Source organism: Sorangium sp. So ce185, assembly GCF_051526825.1.
In the GTDB taxonomy this organism is placed as follows: domain Bacteria; phylum Myxococcota_A; class Polyangia; order Polyangiales; family Polyangiaceae; genus Sorangium; species Sorangium cellulosum_D.
This window is the reverse complement of the sequence record NZ_CP150316.1, coordinates 7,905,827-7,920,943: the sequence shown is the minus strand read 5'-3', so window position 1 is coordinate 7,920,943 and position 15,117 is coordinate 7,905,827. Positions and strand designations below refer to the sequence as shown.

The 15,117-nt window shown below is 72.5% G+C and carries 13 protein-coding genes; 9 read left to right on the top strand and 4 right to left on the bottom strand.

Annotation, left to right across the window (positions count from 1 at the left end):
- Positions 1–9: 9 nt before the first annotated feature.
- Together WMF26_RS28950 and WMF26_RS28945 are read right to left on the bottom strand one after the other, a co-directional pair.
- Positions 10–363, bottom strand: coding sequence for a VOC family protein (locus WMF26_RS28950; protein WP_437995308.1), 354 nt, complete (start codon positions 361–363; stop codon positions 10–12).
- The gene (locus tag WMF26_RS28945; RefSeq protein WP_437949394.1) at positions 353–547 is read right to left on the bottom strand and encodes a ribbon-helix-helix protein, CopG family; all 195 of its coding nucleotides are present in this window, start codon (positions 545–547) and stop codon (positions 353–355) included. The genes WMF26_RS28950 and WMF26_RS28945 overlap by 11 nt, the downstream gene beginning before the upstream one ends.
- A gap of 128 nt (positions 548–675) precedes the next feature.
- Here WMF26_RS28945 and WMF26_RS28940 point away from each other — a divergent pair, with 128 nt between their 5' ends.
- The 3 genes from WMF26_RS28940 to WMF26_RS28930 all read left to right on the top strand — a co-directional run bounded on the left by WMF26_RS28940 (position 676) and on the right by WMF26_RS28930 (position 7,719).
- Entirely contained in the window at positions 676–4,746 is a 4,071-nt protein-coding gene (locus WMF26_RS28940) for a PAAR-like domain-containing protein (protein WP_437995307.1), read from the top strand.
- Between the two features lie 70 nt (positions 4,747–4,816).
- A complete protein-coding gene (locus WMF26_RS28935) occupies positions 4,817–5,830 on the top strand; it encodes a hypothetical protein (protein WP_437995306.1) in 1,014 nt (337 codons plus the stop codon).
- A 350-nt stretch (positions 5,831–6,180) separates the two neighbouring features.
- Complete coding sequence (locus WMF26_RS28930; protein ID WP_437995305.1) at positions 6,181–7,719, top strand: dockerin; 1,539 nt, start codon at positions 6,181–6,183, stop codon at positions 7,717–7,719.
- Between the two features lie 54 nt (positions 7,720–7,773).
- Here the strand turns inward: WMF26_RS28930 and WMF26_RS28925 are convergent, their stop codons facing one another.
- Complete coding sequence (locus WMF26_RS28925) at positions 7,774–9,186, bottom strand: serine/threonine-protein kinase (protein ID WP_437995304.1); 1,413 nt, start codon at positions 9,184–9,186, stop codon at positions 7,774–7,776.
- Between the two features lie 455 nt (positions 9,187–9,641).
- Here WMF26_RS28925 and WMF26_RS28920 point away from each other — a divergent pair, with 455 nt between their 5' ends.
- From WMF26_RS28920 to WMF26_RS28910, 3 genes are all read left to right on the top strand, one after another.
- Complete coding sequence (locus tag WMF26_RS28920; protein ID WP_437331634.1) at positions 9,642–10,217, top strand: TetR/AcrR family transcriptional regulator; 576 nt, start codon at positions 9,642–9,644, stop codon at positions 10,215–10,217.
- Entirely contained in the window at positions 10,214–11,296 is a 1,083-nt protein-coding gene (locus tag WMF26_RS28915; RefSeq protein WP_437995303.1) for an MBL fold metallo-hydrolase, read from the top strand. The genes WMF26_RS28920 and WMF26_RS28915 overlap by 4 nt, the downstream gene beginning before the upstream one ends.
- A 106-nt stretch (positions 11,297–11,402) precedes the next feature.
- A complete protein-coding gene (locus WMF26_RS28910) occupies positions 11,403–12,221 on the top strand; it encodes a dipeptidase (protein ID WP_437995302.1) in 819 nt (272 codons plus the stop codon).
- Between the two features lie 53 nt (positions 12,222–12,274).
- Here the strand turns inward: WMF26_RS28910 and WMF26_RS28905 are convergent, their stop codons facing one another.
- Positions 12,275–12,664 carry a hypothetical protein gene (locus WMF26_RS28905; protein WP_437995301.1) on the bottom strand — a complete coding sequence of 130 codons (390 nt, stop codon included), beginning with the start codon at positions 12,662–12,664 and terminating at the stop codon, positions 12,275–12,277.
- A 386-nt stretch (positions 12,665–13,050) separates the two neighbouring features.
- Between WMF26_RS28905 and WMF26_RS28900 the strand changes: the two genes are divergently transcribed.
- From WMF26_RS28900 to WMF26_RS28890, 3 genes are all read left to right on the top strand, one after another.
- The gene (locus WMF26_RS28900; protein WP_437995300.1) at positions 13,051–13,533 is read left to right on the top strand and encodes a DUF1348 family protein; all 483 of its coding nucleotides are present in this window, start codon (positions 13,051–13,053) and stop codon (positions 13,531–13,533) included.
- A 12-nt stretch (positions 13,534–13,545) separates the two neighbouring features.
- Positions 13,546–14,217, top strand: a complete 672-nt coding sequence (locus tag WMF26_RS28895; RefSeq protein ID WP_437995299.1) for a class I SAM-dependent methyltransferase — start codon at positions 13,546–13,548, stop codon at positions 14,215–14,217.
- A gap of 186 nt (positions 14,218–14,403) precedes the next feature.
- Positions 14,404–14,976, top strand: a complete 573-nt coding sequence (locus WMF26_RS28890; protein ID WP_437995298.1) for a glutathione S-transferase family protein — start codon at positions 14,404–14,406, stop codon at positions 14,974–14,976.
- Positions 14,977–15,117 lie beyond the last annotated feature (141 nt).

Sequence of the window (15,117 nt, the reverse complement as noted above, 5' to 3'; positions counted from 1 at the left end):
TCCTCCCGTCTACTCCGCCGCCGCGAGCGGCGCTTGCACGCTGAGCGGACGACCGTCGGGGTCGGCGAGCAGCATCTCGAGCGCGCGCCAATGCTGCGGCTCGAACGGGCGAAGGACGGCGCCGGCGCTCGGCGGCGAGAACCGCGCGGGGTCGGCCACGGCGACCACCGGCAGGACCTGCAGCGCACGGTCGCGCGGCCGCTCCGCGACGAAGATGTAGGGACCGCCGCGGGGGTGGCGCAGGCGGCCCGAGCGGTGATCGGTCTCGAAATCGAGCTCGTAGCCGAGGCCCCGCCAGAACGCGACCGTCTTGCCCCAGTTGTGGGTCTCGATGAGCAGGCCCTCGATGCCCTCAGTCTCCATGCTTCCTCCGCTTGCGTCGCTGCTCGTCGAGGTAGGCGCGCAGCGCGGCGGCCACGATCGCCGAGAGCGACTGCTCGGTGTCGACCGCGTGATGCTTGACCTCGCGAATCAGCTCGATCGGCAGATACACGTTGAACTGCTTCACGTCGTCCGCCATGTGCAGACCATGATAGGATGCTAGCATGCTAACGTCAAGGCCATCCGGGGGCGCGACGCGAATGGGCGACGTCTCGCGCCGTCGCGTCACGTCGATATGGTGCTGTTTCGCGTCCCCTTGAAGGGCCGGTCCCCGCGTGCGATCCTCGCGCGGCCATGGGCAAGGTCACCGCGCTCCACATGGACACCATCACGGAGAAATCGGGTCACCAGATGACCGGAATGGCCGTGAGCGTGTGCCTCACGCCGGCCGCCCCGAGCCCGCTGCCGATCCCGTATCCCACGATGGGCACCGTCGCGGAGGGGATCATCGATCCGTGCATGCGCACCAAGATCGAGGGCGCCAAGATCCTCACCGTGGGCGGCTGCATGAAGGCCTGTCACGGCAACGAGCCAGGCACGCTGAAGGAGGTCGTCAGCCTCAACACCGGCGGCCCTTGCTTCCCCTGGCTCGGCGCGCCCAATGTGCTCATCGAGCTCGGCATGGCCGGCATCACCGGCAGCATGGGGCAGATGAACAAGTCGATCACCGTCGGCGCCGGCGTGAGCGCGAGCGGCGCGGGCGGCGGCGGCGGGGGAGGGGGCGGCGGCGGCGGCGGCGCCGGCGGGCCGGGCGGCGGCGGGCCGCAGGGCGGCAGCAACGCCGGCGGCGGCGGCGGCGGGAGCAACCAGGGCGCGGGGCCGCCCAGCCCGCCCGCAGCGCCGGGCGCCGACGGCCAGGCCGCAGCGGGGCACCCGGTCGACATCGTGACCGGCGCCATGTTCACGCCGCCGGAGACCGATTTCCTCCTGCCGGGGCCGCTGCCGGTCCGCTGGATCCGCACCTACCGCACCTCCTCGGTCCTGCGGGAGTGCGGCATCGGCCGCGGCTGGTCCCACGCCCTCGGGTGGCAGGCCGAGATCCGGGACGACCGGCTCACCCTCATCGACGAGACCCTCCGGCCCACGACCCTCGCCGTCCCGCCGAGCGACGTCGAGGTGCTGCTCCCCTTCGGACGGCGCGTGTTCTGGGACGGCGACGCGCTCGTCGTCGATCTCGACGACGGCATCCTCCGCGTCCTCCGGCGCGGGCCCGCGCCCGGCGCCTTCCGCCTCGCCGAGCTGCGCGACCGGGCCGGCAACCTCGCGGAGGTCACCTGGGACGAGCGCGAGGTGGTCCAGATCGTCGACTCGGTCGGGCGCCGCGCGTGGCTCGTCCGAGAGGGCCAGCTCAAGAGCTGGTGGGTCGCCGCGACGGGCGCGGACGGCGTGGAGCACACGAAGCGCCTCGTGACGTACGAGCTCGACACGAACGGAGACCTCGTCCGCGCCATCGACGCCGGCGGCGTGGAGACGCGGTACGCGTACGACGACGAGCATTATCTCGTCCTGGAGCAGCAGCCGGGCGGCCTCCGGTATCACTTCGTGTACGCCGACGTCTCGGGGGAGCGGCGCTGCGTGGAGACCTGGGGCGACCTCGAGGGCGCGGACGTCCTCCAGGAGATCGGCGCGCCGGAAGCCTCGATGGCGGCGCGGCCCAAGGGCCTCTTCCACATGCGCTTCGAGTACGGGCCCGGGCCTCACGAGACCACCGTCATCGACGGTCTCGGCCACAGGTTCCGCTACAAGGGAAACGCGCTCGGCCTCGTGGAGCGATATCAGGACCCGGCAGGCCAGCAAAAGGACCTGGCGTACAACGCCGTCGGCCAGGTCGTCCGCTCGACCACGTCGGACGGGACCGAGCGGAGCACCTACGACGCGAGGGGCCGGCTCGCGTCGTTCACCGACGCGATGGGCCGCTCGTTCAGCCTGAAGCGCCGCGAGGACGGCGCCATCGTCGAGGTGCGCGATCCGGCGGGCGCTCGCTATGCCTTCACGGTCGGCGATCACGGGCAGGTGCTCGAGCGGGCCGACCCGCTCGGGGCGAAGACGCGGTACGAGCACGATCGGCGCGGGCAGGTGATCGCCATCGTCGCGCCCGACGGCACGGTCGAGTCCCTCGAGCACGACGCGCACGGGAACCTCGCCGCGCGGACGCTGCCCGGCGGCGGGACGGCGCGGTACACCTACGACCTCTTCGGTCAGCTGGTCCGCGTCGAGATGCCCGGCGGCGCCGTGTACGAGCTCGATTGCGACAGCCGCGGCCTGCCGGTGCGCGTCCGGGCGCCGGGCGGCGTGGTCACCGAGCGGGCGTTCAACGACGCGCGCCGCCCGGTGTCGACGCGCCATCCGGGCGGCGGCGTGTCGTCGGCGCGCTACGTCGGGCACCTCGTGGTGGAGGAGGTGCAGGCGGACGGCGCCCGGTACCGGTTCGGCTACGACGCGCGGGGGCGGCTCGCCTGGGTCAGGAACCCGGCCGGCGAGTCGCTCATCATCGAGCGGGACGCCTGCGGCCGCGTGATCCGGACGAGGACGTTCTCGGGCGTGGAGACGACCTACGAGCACGACGCGCGCGGCCGCATCGTGCGCGCCGAGGTGGCCGGGACCACGGTCCGGAAGATCGCCTATGACGCCTGCGGCGACGTGATCCGGCGGGAGGACGGCGACGTCGTGACCACGCTCGACTACGACGACCGCGGCTTCGTCCGTCGCGGCACGCGCGGCGCGACCGAGGTGCTCCTCGAGCGCGACGCGGCGGGGCGCATCGTGCGCGAGGAGCAGCGGGTCGGGGGCTGGCAGTACCGGGTGGAGCGGGCGTTCAACGCGAAGGGCTGGGCCACCGCGAAGCGCTACTCCACGGGCTGGCAGGTCCAGATGGGCCGCGGACCGAGCAGCGATGTCGAGTCCATCACGGTCGAGTCGGCGGCCGGCGTCGAGCGGATCCTGCGCGAGGTCGACGCCCTCGGAAAGGAAACGGCGCGCGTCCGCGAGGGCGGGTACGCGATCCGCACGGAGCGCGACGCAGAGGGGCGCCCGGTCGCCACGGCGCTGGAGGATGCCGCGGGGAAGCCCGTGCGCGCGCGCCGCTACGTCTGGAGCAAGACCGGCCCGATCGAGCAGATCATCGACAGCGTTTCGGGCGTGCGCGCGTACGAGCTCGACGTGTTCGGACGGCCGCTCTCGGTGAACGGCCTCGGGGCCCAGGAGCAGATCCGGTACGATCCGAACGGCACCCCGCTGCGCTCCGGCGAGGATCGCGTGGGGCCGGGCGGCCGCCTGCTCCGCGCGGCCGGCGTCGCCTTCACCTGGGACGCGCAGGGGCGGCTCGCGTCGCGCGAGCCCGAGGGCTCCGCGGGCTGGGCCTACGAGTACGATGGGCTCGACGCGCTCGCGCGCGCGACGCGGAGCGACGGGCTCGTCGTCCAGTACCACGTCGACGCGTTCAACCGGCGGCTCGGCGAGGTGCGGAGCGACGGGGTGAGCACGTGGTTCGGCTGGGACGACCAGACCCAGGTCGAGGAGGTGAGCAGCGGCGGGGCGTCGGTGCGGCGGGTGTTCGCCGACGACGAGATCACCCCGCTGCTGGAGGGCAGCGCCGCGGGCGCGTGGAGGAGCGTCGTCACCGACGCGACCGCGACGCCCTGGCTGATGGTCGACCCGACCGGCGCCGCGACAGGCCAGGATCTGGGCGCGTTCGGCGGGGTCACCCGGCAGGAGGGGCCGTTCACGGCGATCCGGTTCGCCGGGCAGCGCCATGACGAGCTCACGGGGCTCACTTACCACCGCGCCAGGTACTACGCCCAGGAGCTCGGCACCTTCACCACGCCGGACCCGCTCTGGATCGACGCCTCGATGTTCGAGCTGGCGTTCGTGCCCAACGTCACGCTGTGGGTCGATCCGCTCGGCCTCGTCATCCTGCTCTTGAGCGACGACCCACAATGCGTGTACGGCGCGAACGCGCGCGCGTGGGCCACGGGGCACCGTATCGTGCATTATAGCGAGCTCGGGAACCCGAGGGCGCTCGCCAACGACAACGATCTCTACGTCTACGGGCACGGGTCGCCCGGGATGATCCACTACGCGGATCGGGGCGGTAACTTCACCGGGTCGACGATGACCGGCCAGCAGCTCGCGAGCAGCATCCGGGGCGCCGGCTTCACGGGCGGCAACATTCACATGACGGTCTGCCACGGCGGCACGGATCCTCCCGGCCAGCCGGGGGGCTCGATCGCGCAGTCGGTGGCGAACGCGACCGGCGCGACCACGGTGGGCTGCGTCGGCGCCAAGATGTTCGACCACCCCACGATCCCGGGCGTCACGGTCGCAGGCGCTGGCGGCACGATGCAAGCTTTCACCCGCCGCCCTTAACCATCGAGGTCCCATGCCGTCTGTTTGCGCTAGCCTGTCCACGCCGCTCTCATCGTCCCAGGATGATCTCGTGTTCTGCGCCGCGTTCGCGCTCGCCTGGGAGCGGCTGCGGGCGAGGTTCGGCCCGATCCGCATGGATCCGCAGCCGGCCCTGGCCGACGCGCTGAACGCGACGACGCTCGGGGCCGAGGTGGTGGACCCGGCGTGGAGCGTGTCGGGCGCCGGGTTCGGCGGGGAGGGCGTCGTGGAGGCCCTGCGGGCCGAGCTCTTCTCGAAGTTCCCCGACGCGAAGCCGCAGTACCTGCCCGAGGAGGTGCCGGCCGATGCGCTGGTGGCCTACGGCTACCTGAGCAAGGTCCTGAAGTTCGAGACGAAGTTCGCGGTGCGGGAAGGGACGTTCAAGGACTCGCGGGTGCGCGCCTTCGGGCTGGACGGCAACCCGTTCGGCGCGGACCCGGCGCGCAGGTCGCAGGTCGTCGTGCACGACTGGGCGGCGCCGGGGGATTTCGTGATCGAGCTCGTCGCGGACGATCCGGACAGCCGCGTGGTCGTCGCGCAGATGGCGCCGGCGGAGACGCTGGCGGCGACGGTGGCCGGGGCGCTGGGCAGGCTCGACCGGCTCCGCGGCGATGCGCGGCAGCTGGCCGAGGACGAGCCGCTCGTGATTCCGAGGCTGAGGCTCGATCTGGAGGAGCGCTTCAGGGAGCTCGAGGGGCGGCCCCTGATCGGCGAGGAGCTGGGAGGGAAGGGCTTCGACGAGGCGAAGCAGCGGGTGCAGTTCCACCTGAACGAGGGCGGCGCCGGAGCGACGGCGGAAGCGATCCTGGGCTCGTACGGGCCGCCGCCTCGGTCGTTCCGGGTGACGGCGCCGTTCCTGGTGCTGCTCCAGCGGCGCGGGGCGAGCGCGCCCTACCTGGCGGCGTGGGTGGAGAGCACCGCCTGGATGGAGGTGCTCGGCCCGGTGCCGCCGCCGCCGCCGGGGTGGGGGTCGCCTACGGGGTTCGGGGCGCCGCCGGGGTTCGGGGCGCCGCCGGGGTTCGGGGCGCCGCCGGGGTTCGGGGCGCCGCCGTCCGGCGCGGCGTGACGGCGCCGGCCGCCGGGGCGCCGCGGCGGCGGCACGGCGCGAGCCTGGCGAGGCGCTGCGCTGTCACGAGGCCGGCGGCATCGTGCCCTTCGTCGCCGACAGCCCGGCGATGAGCCTCTCGACGACCACCCGGCGCCAGAGCGCTTGACAAACTGAACCGGTTTTGTTCTCCTGCGCTCCTACAACGCACCACGGCCCGCGCCCAACGCCGCGGCCCCGGACAGCCGTGCCCGACGCCAGCGCGGATCGCCTCCACAGCACCGCTGGCCGCCTCGATCGCGGAGACCGGTGATCCACGCTCCCGGACGCGGGGCCGCGCGGACCAGCTCGTGGGCGACAAGGAGCCATTCATGCGAAAACCTTTGTTCTTGGGCCTTGGCGCATCAGGTATCCTCGCCCTTCTCCTGATGGGGCTCGGGTGCGATTCATCGAGCGGGTCCTCCTCCGGCACGGGGGGCGACGGCGGCTCCGGTGGCCAGAGCGCGACGAGCAGCGGGAGCGGCGCCGGCGGCGCCAGCGCCTCGACCGGCTCCGGCGGCGCGGCGGACGGCGGGGGCGGCGCGGGCACCGGGGGCGACGCGGCGGGCACCGGGGGCGACGCGGCGGGCACCGGCGGCGCGGGTGGCGGCGCGACGCCGGCGCCGGCCTGGGACTGGACCGGCATCGTCGGCACGGGACAGAGCCTGTCGGTCGGCGCGGAGGCGAACCCGCCCCTCGGGACGCGGCAGCGCTTCGACAACCTCAAGCTGTCCCTCGGGAACGCGAGCGTGCCCCCGTTCGATCCGGAGAGCAGCGCCCTCTCCCTGGTGCCGCTCGTCGAGCCCATCCGCCCGTTCGCGACGACGTACCCCAGCGCCTACCCGAAGAACCTCTACGGCGAGACGCCGCACACGGCGATGGCCGATCAGATCTCGTCGCTGGCGAAGGCCGCGATGGTCGGCGACCACGTCACGGTGCACACGGTCGTCGGCGAGAGCGGGCAGCCGATGAGCGTCCTCCGGAAGGGCGCCACCGAGGTGGTCAGCGGCGACACGACCATGGGCCGCGCCTACGCGGCGACGCTGTTCGAGGCCGAGGCGATCGCGAAGCTCGCCAGCAAGGCCGGCAAGACGTTCGGCGTCGGCGCGATCATCATCACGCACGGCGAGTCCGACGCCGGCAGCCCGACCTACGAGGACGATCTGGTCAAGCTGTGGTCCGACTACAACCAGGATATCCCGCCACTCACCGGGCAGACGCGGAGCATCCCGATGCTCGTATCCCAGCAGCACTCGGTGCACCTCGAGGTGGGCTCGCGGTCGACGTCGACCCTGGCGCAGTGGCACGTGGGCGTGAGCCACCCGGGAGACATCCTCTGCTCGGGTCCGAAGTACCAGTATCCGTACGCGAACGATCACATCCATCTCAACGCGAACGGCTACCAGCAGCTCGGCGAGAAATACGGCCAGGTCTACTTCGAGAAGGTCGTCCTCGGGAAAGACTGGCAGCCGCTCCAGCCGACGCGGGTCGAGCGCAACGGCAACGTCGTCACCGTGCACTTTCACGTCCCGGTGCCGCCGCTCGTGTGGGACACGGCGCTGCCGTCTCCCCACCAGACGGCGCTCACCGAGTGGGCGCAAGGCCGCGGCTTCGAGCTCTGGAGCGGCAACACCCGGATCGAGATCACCGGCGTCGAGATCGACGGCGACTCGGTCGAGATCACGGCGCGGAACCTCCCCGCTTCCGGCGTGATGGTCGGCTACGCGGCGACGACCGACGGCGAAGCGAACGCGATGCCGGGCGGCACGACGCGCTGGGGTCAGCTGCGCGACTCGGATCCGTTCGTCGGCTCGGTCACGGGCAAGGCCCAGCCGAACTACAGCGTGGCGTTCGAGATGAGCGTCCCCTGAAGGTCGAGATCCGCGTCTCCTGAAGAAGCGCGCCGCCGCGCCAAGGCGAGCCGCTCAGAAGCCGATCCTGTCCACGGCGGCTCGCGCGCTGGTCGTCGCGGCAGGCCCTGGCTTCGGCGGAGCGGCTCGCCTGTCCGTCACGGGCGCAGGCAGGGCGGGGGACGGCGCGAGAGAGGCGGTCGGGCGTGAGGGCGGCGTCGAGGGCGGAGCGCTGGTCGGTGCTGGCTGGGGCTCCTCTGCGGGTCGCGCGAGCGGCGTGGCCTGGGTAGGCAGCGGCGGCTCGGGCGGCGCGGCCTGGGCAGGCAGCGGCGGCTCGGACGGCGCGGCCTGGTGCCCGGGCGCGTCGAGCGAGGCCGAGCGTTCGGCGGCGGGCGATCCCTGCGCCTGGAGGTCACCCTGCTTGAAGAAGACGGTGAGCCCGAGCGCCGCAGCCCCCGCGAGCGCGGCGCCCGCCGCGAGCCGGAACCCGGCGCGGCCTCGTCCGGCACGCGGGCGCGGCAGGACGAGCCCGCGGAACGTCCGCGCCTGGCCACCGCTGTGCGGCGGCCCCGCGCTGTCGGGGACCTGCGTCTGCGCCGCCCATGCTGCCGGCGGGAACGGCTGCGGCCACTGCATCGGCGCGGCGAGCCCGCCGGCCGCGAGCGTCGGAGCGAGCGCGAGGCCGAAGAGCGCCTGATCGAGCGCGCCGGCCATCTCTCTGGCCGACCCGAACCGCGCCGCCGGATCCCGCTGCAGCGCCCTCGTGACCCAGGCGTCGAAGGCGTGCGGCACCTCCCGTCTCATGACGCTGGGGAGGGCGAACACGCCGGCGTGAATGGCCACGGAGAGCGCGCCCAGCGTCTCTCCTGCGAACGGCACCCGGCCGGTGATGGCGTAGTACCCGACGACGCCGAGCGCCCACAGATCCGCGCGGAAGTCGACGTGCTTGGCGCTGAGGAGCTGCTCCGGGCTCATGTAAAGAGGCGTTCCGAACGAGCTCCCCGTCGACGTCATGCCCTGATCGCAGCTCACCGGCTGCTTGGCCACGCCGAAGTCCAGCACCTTGACGAAGAGCTCGCCCTCGCCCTCGAGGTCGGTGAGGAAGATGTTCTCCGGCTTGATGTCGCGGTGGACGATGCCGAGCTGGTGCGCGCGCCCCAGCGCCCTGGCGACCTGCCTCACGATGCACGCGAGCTCGTGCAGCGACATGGGGCCGAGGCGATGAATACGGCTCTTCAGATCTTCGCCCTCGAGCAGCTCCATGACGATGTACGGCACCCCCGCCTCCGTCACACCCCGATCGAACACCTGGGCGACATGGGGGCTCTTGAGCTGCGCCGCCGTCATCGCCTCGCGCCGGAAGCGCTCGGCGAACGCGGCGCTCTGCGCGATCCCCGGGGCCATGAACTTCACGGCGACCTGCGACCCGAGGGAGAGGTGGTCGGCTACCCAGACGCTCCCCATCCCTCCTTGTCCGAGCGGCCTCACGAGCCGAAGCTTGGGCGTAACCAGATGTCCGGAGTTCACGAGCCACCCCTCTGCGGGTCACGCGCCGCGTTTGATGATGGTGAACGAGCTCAGGTTAGGACGGCAAGACCGATAGTCAAGTTGTTCAGTTTGTCGGCGCGCGCGAGCCGCGTTCCCGTGCGCGCGAGCTGCTTTTGCTTGAACGTTCGTGTCGCTGCGCGGAACCGCGCGTGAAGTGCGCCGCTGCCCGCCCGATGACCGGCTGCGCCTGAGACATATCGAGACCTTGCGCGCGGCCATGTGTTCAGACGAGAGGCGCGTGGCCATGCGTCGCTCTGGCGCTCCGCGCGGGCCCGCGCGTCGGCGCCGGCGGGGTTCCCCGGTGCGGTCCTGGAGCTTCTCTGCGAACGCTGCCCGAATCCTCTCGACCATCATGCGCCCTTGACAAGACAGACCTGTCTGTCTTAAATGCGGGCGTGAGCGACGCCCGGAGCCACATCCTCGAGGTCGCGGAGCGCCTCTTTTACGCGGAGGGCTACCGCGCCGTCGGCGTCGATCGCTTGATCGCCGAGGCGGGCGTCGCCAAGGCCACCTTTTATCGCCACTTCCGGACCAAGGACGAGCTGCTCGTGGCGGTGCTCGACGCCCGCGACGCGCGCTTCCGCGCGTGGCTGGCCGGGCGCGTCGAGGCCCTCGCGAGCGACCCGCTGGACCGGCCGCTCGCGGTCTTCGACGCGCTCTCCGAGCGGTTCGCCGCGAACGACTTCCGCGGGTGCGCGTTCCTCAACACGATGGTCGAGGTCGCGAGCCGGAGCCACCCCGCCCACGAGGCGTCGCAGCGCCACAAGCAGCGTCTCATCGACTATCTCGAGGGGCTCCTGCGCGAGGCCGGCGTGCCGGACGCCGCCGCGCTGGCGCCGCAGCTCCTGCTTCTGATCGACGGCGCGACGGTCACTGCCGTCCGCGAGGGGGGACCGGGCGCGGCCGCGCGCGCGCGTTCCCTCGCCGAGGTGCTCCTCGCCACCGCGCGGCCAGGGAGGCGACGACGATGAACCAGATCCCGTGTGTCCCGAGCATGTCGATTCGGCATGCCGAGCAACCCTCGAGCCCTCGCCGCGCCGGCGCGGAGCCCCGCCCCGGCCAGCGGTCGGCGCGCCCCCCGCGGACGCCGCCGGCGCGCGGGGCCGCCCTCGCCGCGCCGCTGCTCGCGCTCTTGCTGACCGCGTGCGCGCCGGCGAACCGCGCCGACGCCAGCGCCCCGCCGGCCGCCGCATCGGCCGGCGCCGGGCCGGCCGACGGCCCGGCGGCCGCCGCCGATGCCTCGAGCGGGCGCCTCCAGTGGCGCGGCGGTCCGACGGCGATCCTCGAGCGCGACGGGCTCCGGCTCCTCACCGATCCCGTCCTCGGGCCGCGCGGGCCTGCCGTGTTCGTCCTCCCGAAGCACCCGTCGACCGGCGTCGAGAACGCGCCGGTCGCCCGCTACACGGATCCTCCCGCCGAGCCGCTCGGGCGACTCGACGTCATCCTCCTCAGCCACAACCACGCCGACCACTTCGACGCGGTCGCGAGAGAGACCCTCCCGAAGGACGTCACCTTCGTCCTCCCGCCCGACGCGGCCGACGCCGCGCGCGCCGCGGGGTTCACCAGGCTGACGCCGCTCGACTGGGACGGCGAGACGGTCATTCCGACCCGCGCCGGCCGCCTCCGGATCCTCGCCGTCCCGGCGAACCATTCCCACGATGCGGCGCTCGACGCGACGCTCGGGAAGGGCAATGGGTATGTGCTGCGCTGGGAGGGCGCGACGCCTTATTCGATCTACTGGACCGGCGATTCGGTCTTCACCGAGCCCATGCGCGCGGTGGCGGCCCGGTTCGCGCCCATCGACCTGTGGCTGCCGCACCTCGGCGCGGTCGGCGTCGACGGCGCGCGCGGCCTCCGCACGATGGACGCCGAGGAGGCCGTCGCCGCCGCCGCGCTCCTCCGCCCGCGCCACGTGATCCCGATCCACCACACCACCTTTGGCCATTACCGCGAGCCGGTCACGGCGTTCGTTCAGCGCGCCGCGACGAAGCGCCTGCCCGCGCACATCCACGTTCCGACCGATGGCGCGTGGATGCCCCTCCCGCGCTGATCCAGCTTCGGCGCGCCCGCGGCGCTGCACCGCGGCTCGCTGGGCGGCGAGCGGGCTCTGCCGCTCGCCGTCCGTGCGACGCGCGTGCGCATGATACGATGAGGCCGTGCGCACGTTGTCTCGCCTCGCGCTCCTCGCCGCCGCGGCGCTCGCGGCCTGTGCTCCTCCTGCGCCGCCGGCGATGCCCCTGTCCGATGCCCCCGCCGCCGAGGAGCCCGCGTCCGGGGCCGCGGCGGCGCCCGGGGCCGCGGAGAGCCCCGCGGCCCCGGAGAGCCCGGAGCAGAGGGCGGCGCGCCTGCGCGCGGCGGCCATCCTCGTCGACGGCCACAACGGGATCCCGTCTCCGGTCGTCGGCGGCGCGTTCGATGTCACCAACCTGAGCCGCGAGGCCGCGCGCGCCGATCTCGAAAGGCTCAAGGCGGCCGGCGTCGCCGGCGAGCTCTTTCCGATCCACGTCGGCGCGCTCTCGGGGCAGCAGGCCGGCCTGCGCGGCGGCGCCGCGCGCCGCGCGCTCGATCTCATCGACGGGATCCACCGGCAGATCGAGCGCCACGGCGCCGACCTGGTGCTCGCCAGGAGCGCTCGGGAAGTGCGGCGCGCGAAGCGCGAGGGCCGGGTCGCCGCGCTCGTGGGCATCGAGGGGGGACACGCCATCGAGAACTCCCTGTCTGCGCTGCGCTCGTTTCATCGCCTCGGCGTCCGCTACATGGCCCTCACGCACCTCAGCACGAACGACTGGGCGGACTCCGCGGGGGGCGCCCTCGAGCCCGCGAACGCGCGCCACCGCGGCCTCTCGCCCTTCGGCGAGGAGGTGGTGCGCGAGATGCAGCGGATTGGCATGCTCGTCGACGTCTCGCAGGCGCAAAGGCGCAAAACAACAATGTTATTTTTTTGCGCCTTTATGGCCCTGGCGCCTTTGCGTTGAGATCTCTCTCCTCGCGCGGGGCAGATTCCTGGCGGGTTTTCCGACCCGCGGTATCAGGAGGCGCTCTGCTTCCCTCGCGCTCCAGAGCTGCTCGGCTCGTGCCGGGCGGTGGCCTCCGTCTCGAGGCGATGCAGGTGCTGCTCCTCGGCGCGGAGATCCGCGCGCATCGCGGCGACGTTCCTCGGGAGCTTGTCGAGCGGGGCCGGGACCTGATCGTCGGGGCCGAGCCGGCGCAGCCGCTCCTCCGTCTCGTCGAGGTAGGCGCCGGCTCGCCGGTGCGCCGCGCGCGCGGCGGCGAGGAACTGAAAGCGCCACGAGGACGAGGACGCGGCGCGCTGGGCGCTGCCGAGCCACGCCTTCATCGCCGTGAGCTGGGCCGCGCCCCCGCGGATCGCCGCGAAGATCGCGTCGAGGTAGTCGGCGCCCGGCGGATCGGAGCTCACGGCCCCGCGCCCCGGGCGCGAGGGCCCGCCGCCGGCGCCGCGCCGCTCGGGCCGGCCACCTCCGGACGAGCGGGCTCGCTGCGGCCGCGAGGCCGGCAGCCCGCGCCGAGGTCGTGTCGCCGAGGTGCATTCGGGAGGGTCATCGTTCCATCGAGCGTGCGGGCGCCTCCAGGCGCAGAGCAACTCTAACGAGTTCTCCTCGACCGCGCGAGCGTCAAGCCCCGCCGCGGCTCCCAGGGCGCCCGCGCCGGGTCCGCGGCGACGATTGCCCGGGGGCAGCGGGCCCGAGCGGCGGCCGCGCGTGTGGGCTGGAGGAGGAGAGCGGGAGAGCCCCCGAGCACGAAAAGGGGTTGCCCGGGACGGGAGATTCGACGATGGTTTGCGCCGTGAGCCAGGAGCCCGCCGCGTCGCGTCCGCCGTTGCCGCCCTTCACCGCCGAGACCGCCGCCCGGAAAGCGCGGCTGGCCGAGGACGCCTGGAACAGCCGGGAGCCCGCGCGCGTGGCCCTGGCGTACACCGTCGATAGCCGCTGGCGGAACCGGGCCGAGTTCTTCCAGGGCAGGGAGGCGATCGAGGCGTTCCTGCACCGCAAGTGGCAGCGGGAGCTGGACTATCGCCTGATCAAGGAGGTCTGGGCGTTCACGGGCGACCGGATCGCGGTGCGCTTCGCCTACGAATGGCACGACGACAGCGGCACTTGGTACCGGTCCCATGGCAACGAGCAATGGGAGTTCGACGCGCACGGGTTGATGCGGCGGCGCGAGGCGAGCATCAATGACGTGCGCATCGCGGCGGAGGACCGGAAGTTCCACTGGCCGCTCGGGCGCCGTCCGGACGATCATCCGGGGCTGACCGAGCTCGGGTTGTAGGGAGGGCCGCCGATGTCCACCTCTCCGAACAAGCCCGAGATCGCCACGGCCTACGATCGCTGGTCCGCGACGTACGACAACGACCCCAACCGGACCCGCGAGCTCTCGGCTGCCGTCCTCCGGGAGCGGGGCCTGGCGCTCGCCGGCCGCGACGTGATCGAGATCGGCTGCGGCACGGGGCTCAACACGCAGTGGCTCGCCGAGCGCGCCGGGAGCGTCCTCGCGCTGGATTTCTCCGAAGGGATGCTGCGGCAGGCGAGGGCGCGCGTGGACTCCCCGCGCGTCCGGTTCGCGCAGCACGACATCCGCTCTCCCTGGCCGGCCGCTTCCGGCTCGTCCGACGTGGTGATTGCCATGCTCGTGCTGGAGCACATCGAGCATGTCGACGCGATCTTCGCCGAGGCCGCGCGCGCCCTGCGGCCTGGCGGCGAGCTCTTCCTGTGCGAGCTGCACCCCACGCGGCAGATGCGCGGAGGTCAGGCCAACTTCGTCAACCGGGAGACGGGCGAGCCCGAGCGCGTGCCCGCGTTCCTGCACGACGTCTCCGAGTACGTGAATGCGGGCCTGTCGTCCGGGTACGAGCTCGTCCACCTGGGCGAGTGGCGCGACGCAGAGGCCGCCAGGAACGACCCGCCTCGGCTCCTGTCCGTGCACCTCCGGCTCCGTGCAACCTCTCCGTCCTGAGCGAACTCAACCCCTCGGGCTTGCGCTCACTGCATTGCGAGCTCGCGTCGGCGTTTGCCATGCGAAGCGAGGAAGAGCGCGAACCGCTGGCGGTGTGATCTGAAATACCGTCGCTGAGCGCTGGAATGCATCCTGAGGTTCTGGCATGCTCGCCGTGTTTCATCAGACCACTCGAGGGAGATTGCGATGAAGCTCTACTACAACCCGCGGAGCCGCGCGGCGATCACCAGGTGGATGCTGGACGAGTGCGGCGCCACGTACGACCTCGTACCCATCGACTTCGAGAAGCGGGAGCACAAGGCGCCGGAGTTTTTGAAGATCAACCCGGCTGGCAAGCTGCCTGCGCTCGTGGATGGAGAAGCCAAGCTCTTCGAGAACGCGGCGATCTGTCTGTATCTGGCGGACAAGTTCCCGGAGGCCCGGCTGGCGCCCTCCATCGGCTCGCCCCAGCGGGGGCGTTATCTGTCGCTGATGGTCTACTCGACCTCGCAGCTCGAGCCGGCGATGGGCGATCTCCTGATGAAGGTCGAGACGACGCCGCAGCGGGGGTGGACGAATTTCGAGACGGCCATGGACGTCGTCGAGGGCGAGCTCGGGGACGGTCCGTACCTGTTCGGCGACTGGTTCACCGCGGCCGACGTGATGATCGGCTCGATGTTCATCTGGAAGCGCCTGTGGGGCGGGCCGCCGGGGCGGCCCAAGCTGGAGGCCTACGTGGACCGCTTGATGGCGCGTCCGCACATGAAGATCTTCAAGTAGGCCGCTCGCCCGTCGCCGTCCTCGCGGCCGCCGCCCTCGCAGCGCGGCGCCTCGTCACGCTCGGATCAAGGCCACCGTCTTCCCGAAGCGGGTCTTCGCCTCTTCCCGCGGCGTTCTCTCCGCGCGAGCTCGCGTCACCGG

Coding starts and splice junctions, on each gene's coding strand:
- WMF26_RS28950 (WP_437995308.1), bottom strand. CDS start 363: ATGGAGACTGAGGGCATCGAGGGCCTGCTCATCGAGACCCACAACTGG.
- WMF26_RS28945 (WP_437949394.1), bottom strand. CDS start 547: ATGCTAGCATCCTATCATGGTCTGCACATGGCGGACGACGTGAAGCAG.
- WMF26_RS28940 (WP_437995307.1), top strand. CDS start 676: ATGGGCAAGGTCACCGCGCTCCACATGGACACCATCACGGAGAAATCG.
- WMF26_RS28930 (WP_437995305.1), top strand. CDS start 6,181: ATGCGAAAACCTTTGTTCTTGGGCCTTGGCGCATCAGGTATCCTCGCC.
- WMF26_RS28915 (WP_437995303.1), top strand. CDS start 10,214: ATGAACCAGATCCCGTGTGTCCCGAGCATGTCGATTCGGCATGCCGAG.
- WMF26_RS28895 (WP_437995299.1), top strand. CDS start 13,546: ATGTCCACCTCTCCGAACAAGCCCGAGATCGCCACGGCCTACGATCGC.
- WMF26_RS28890 (WP_437995298.1), top strand. CDS start 14,404: ATGAAGCTCTACTACAACCCGCGGAGCCGCGCGGCGATCACCAGGTGG.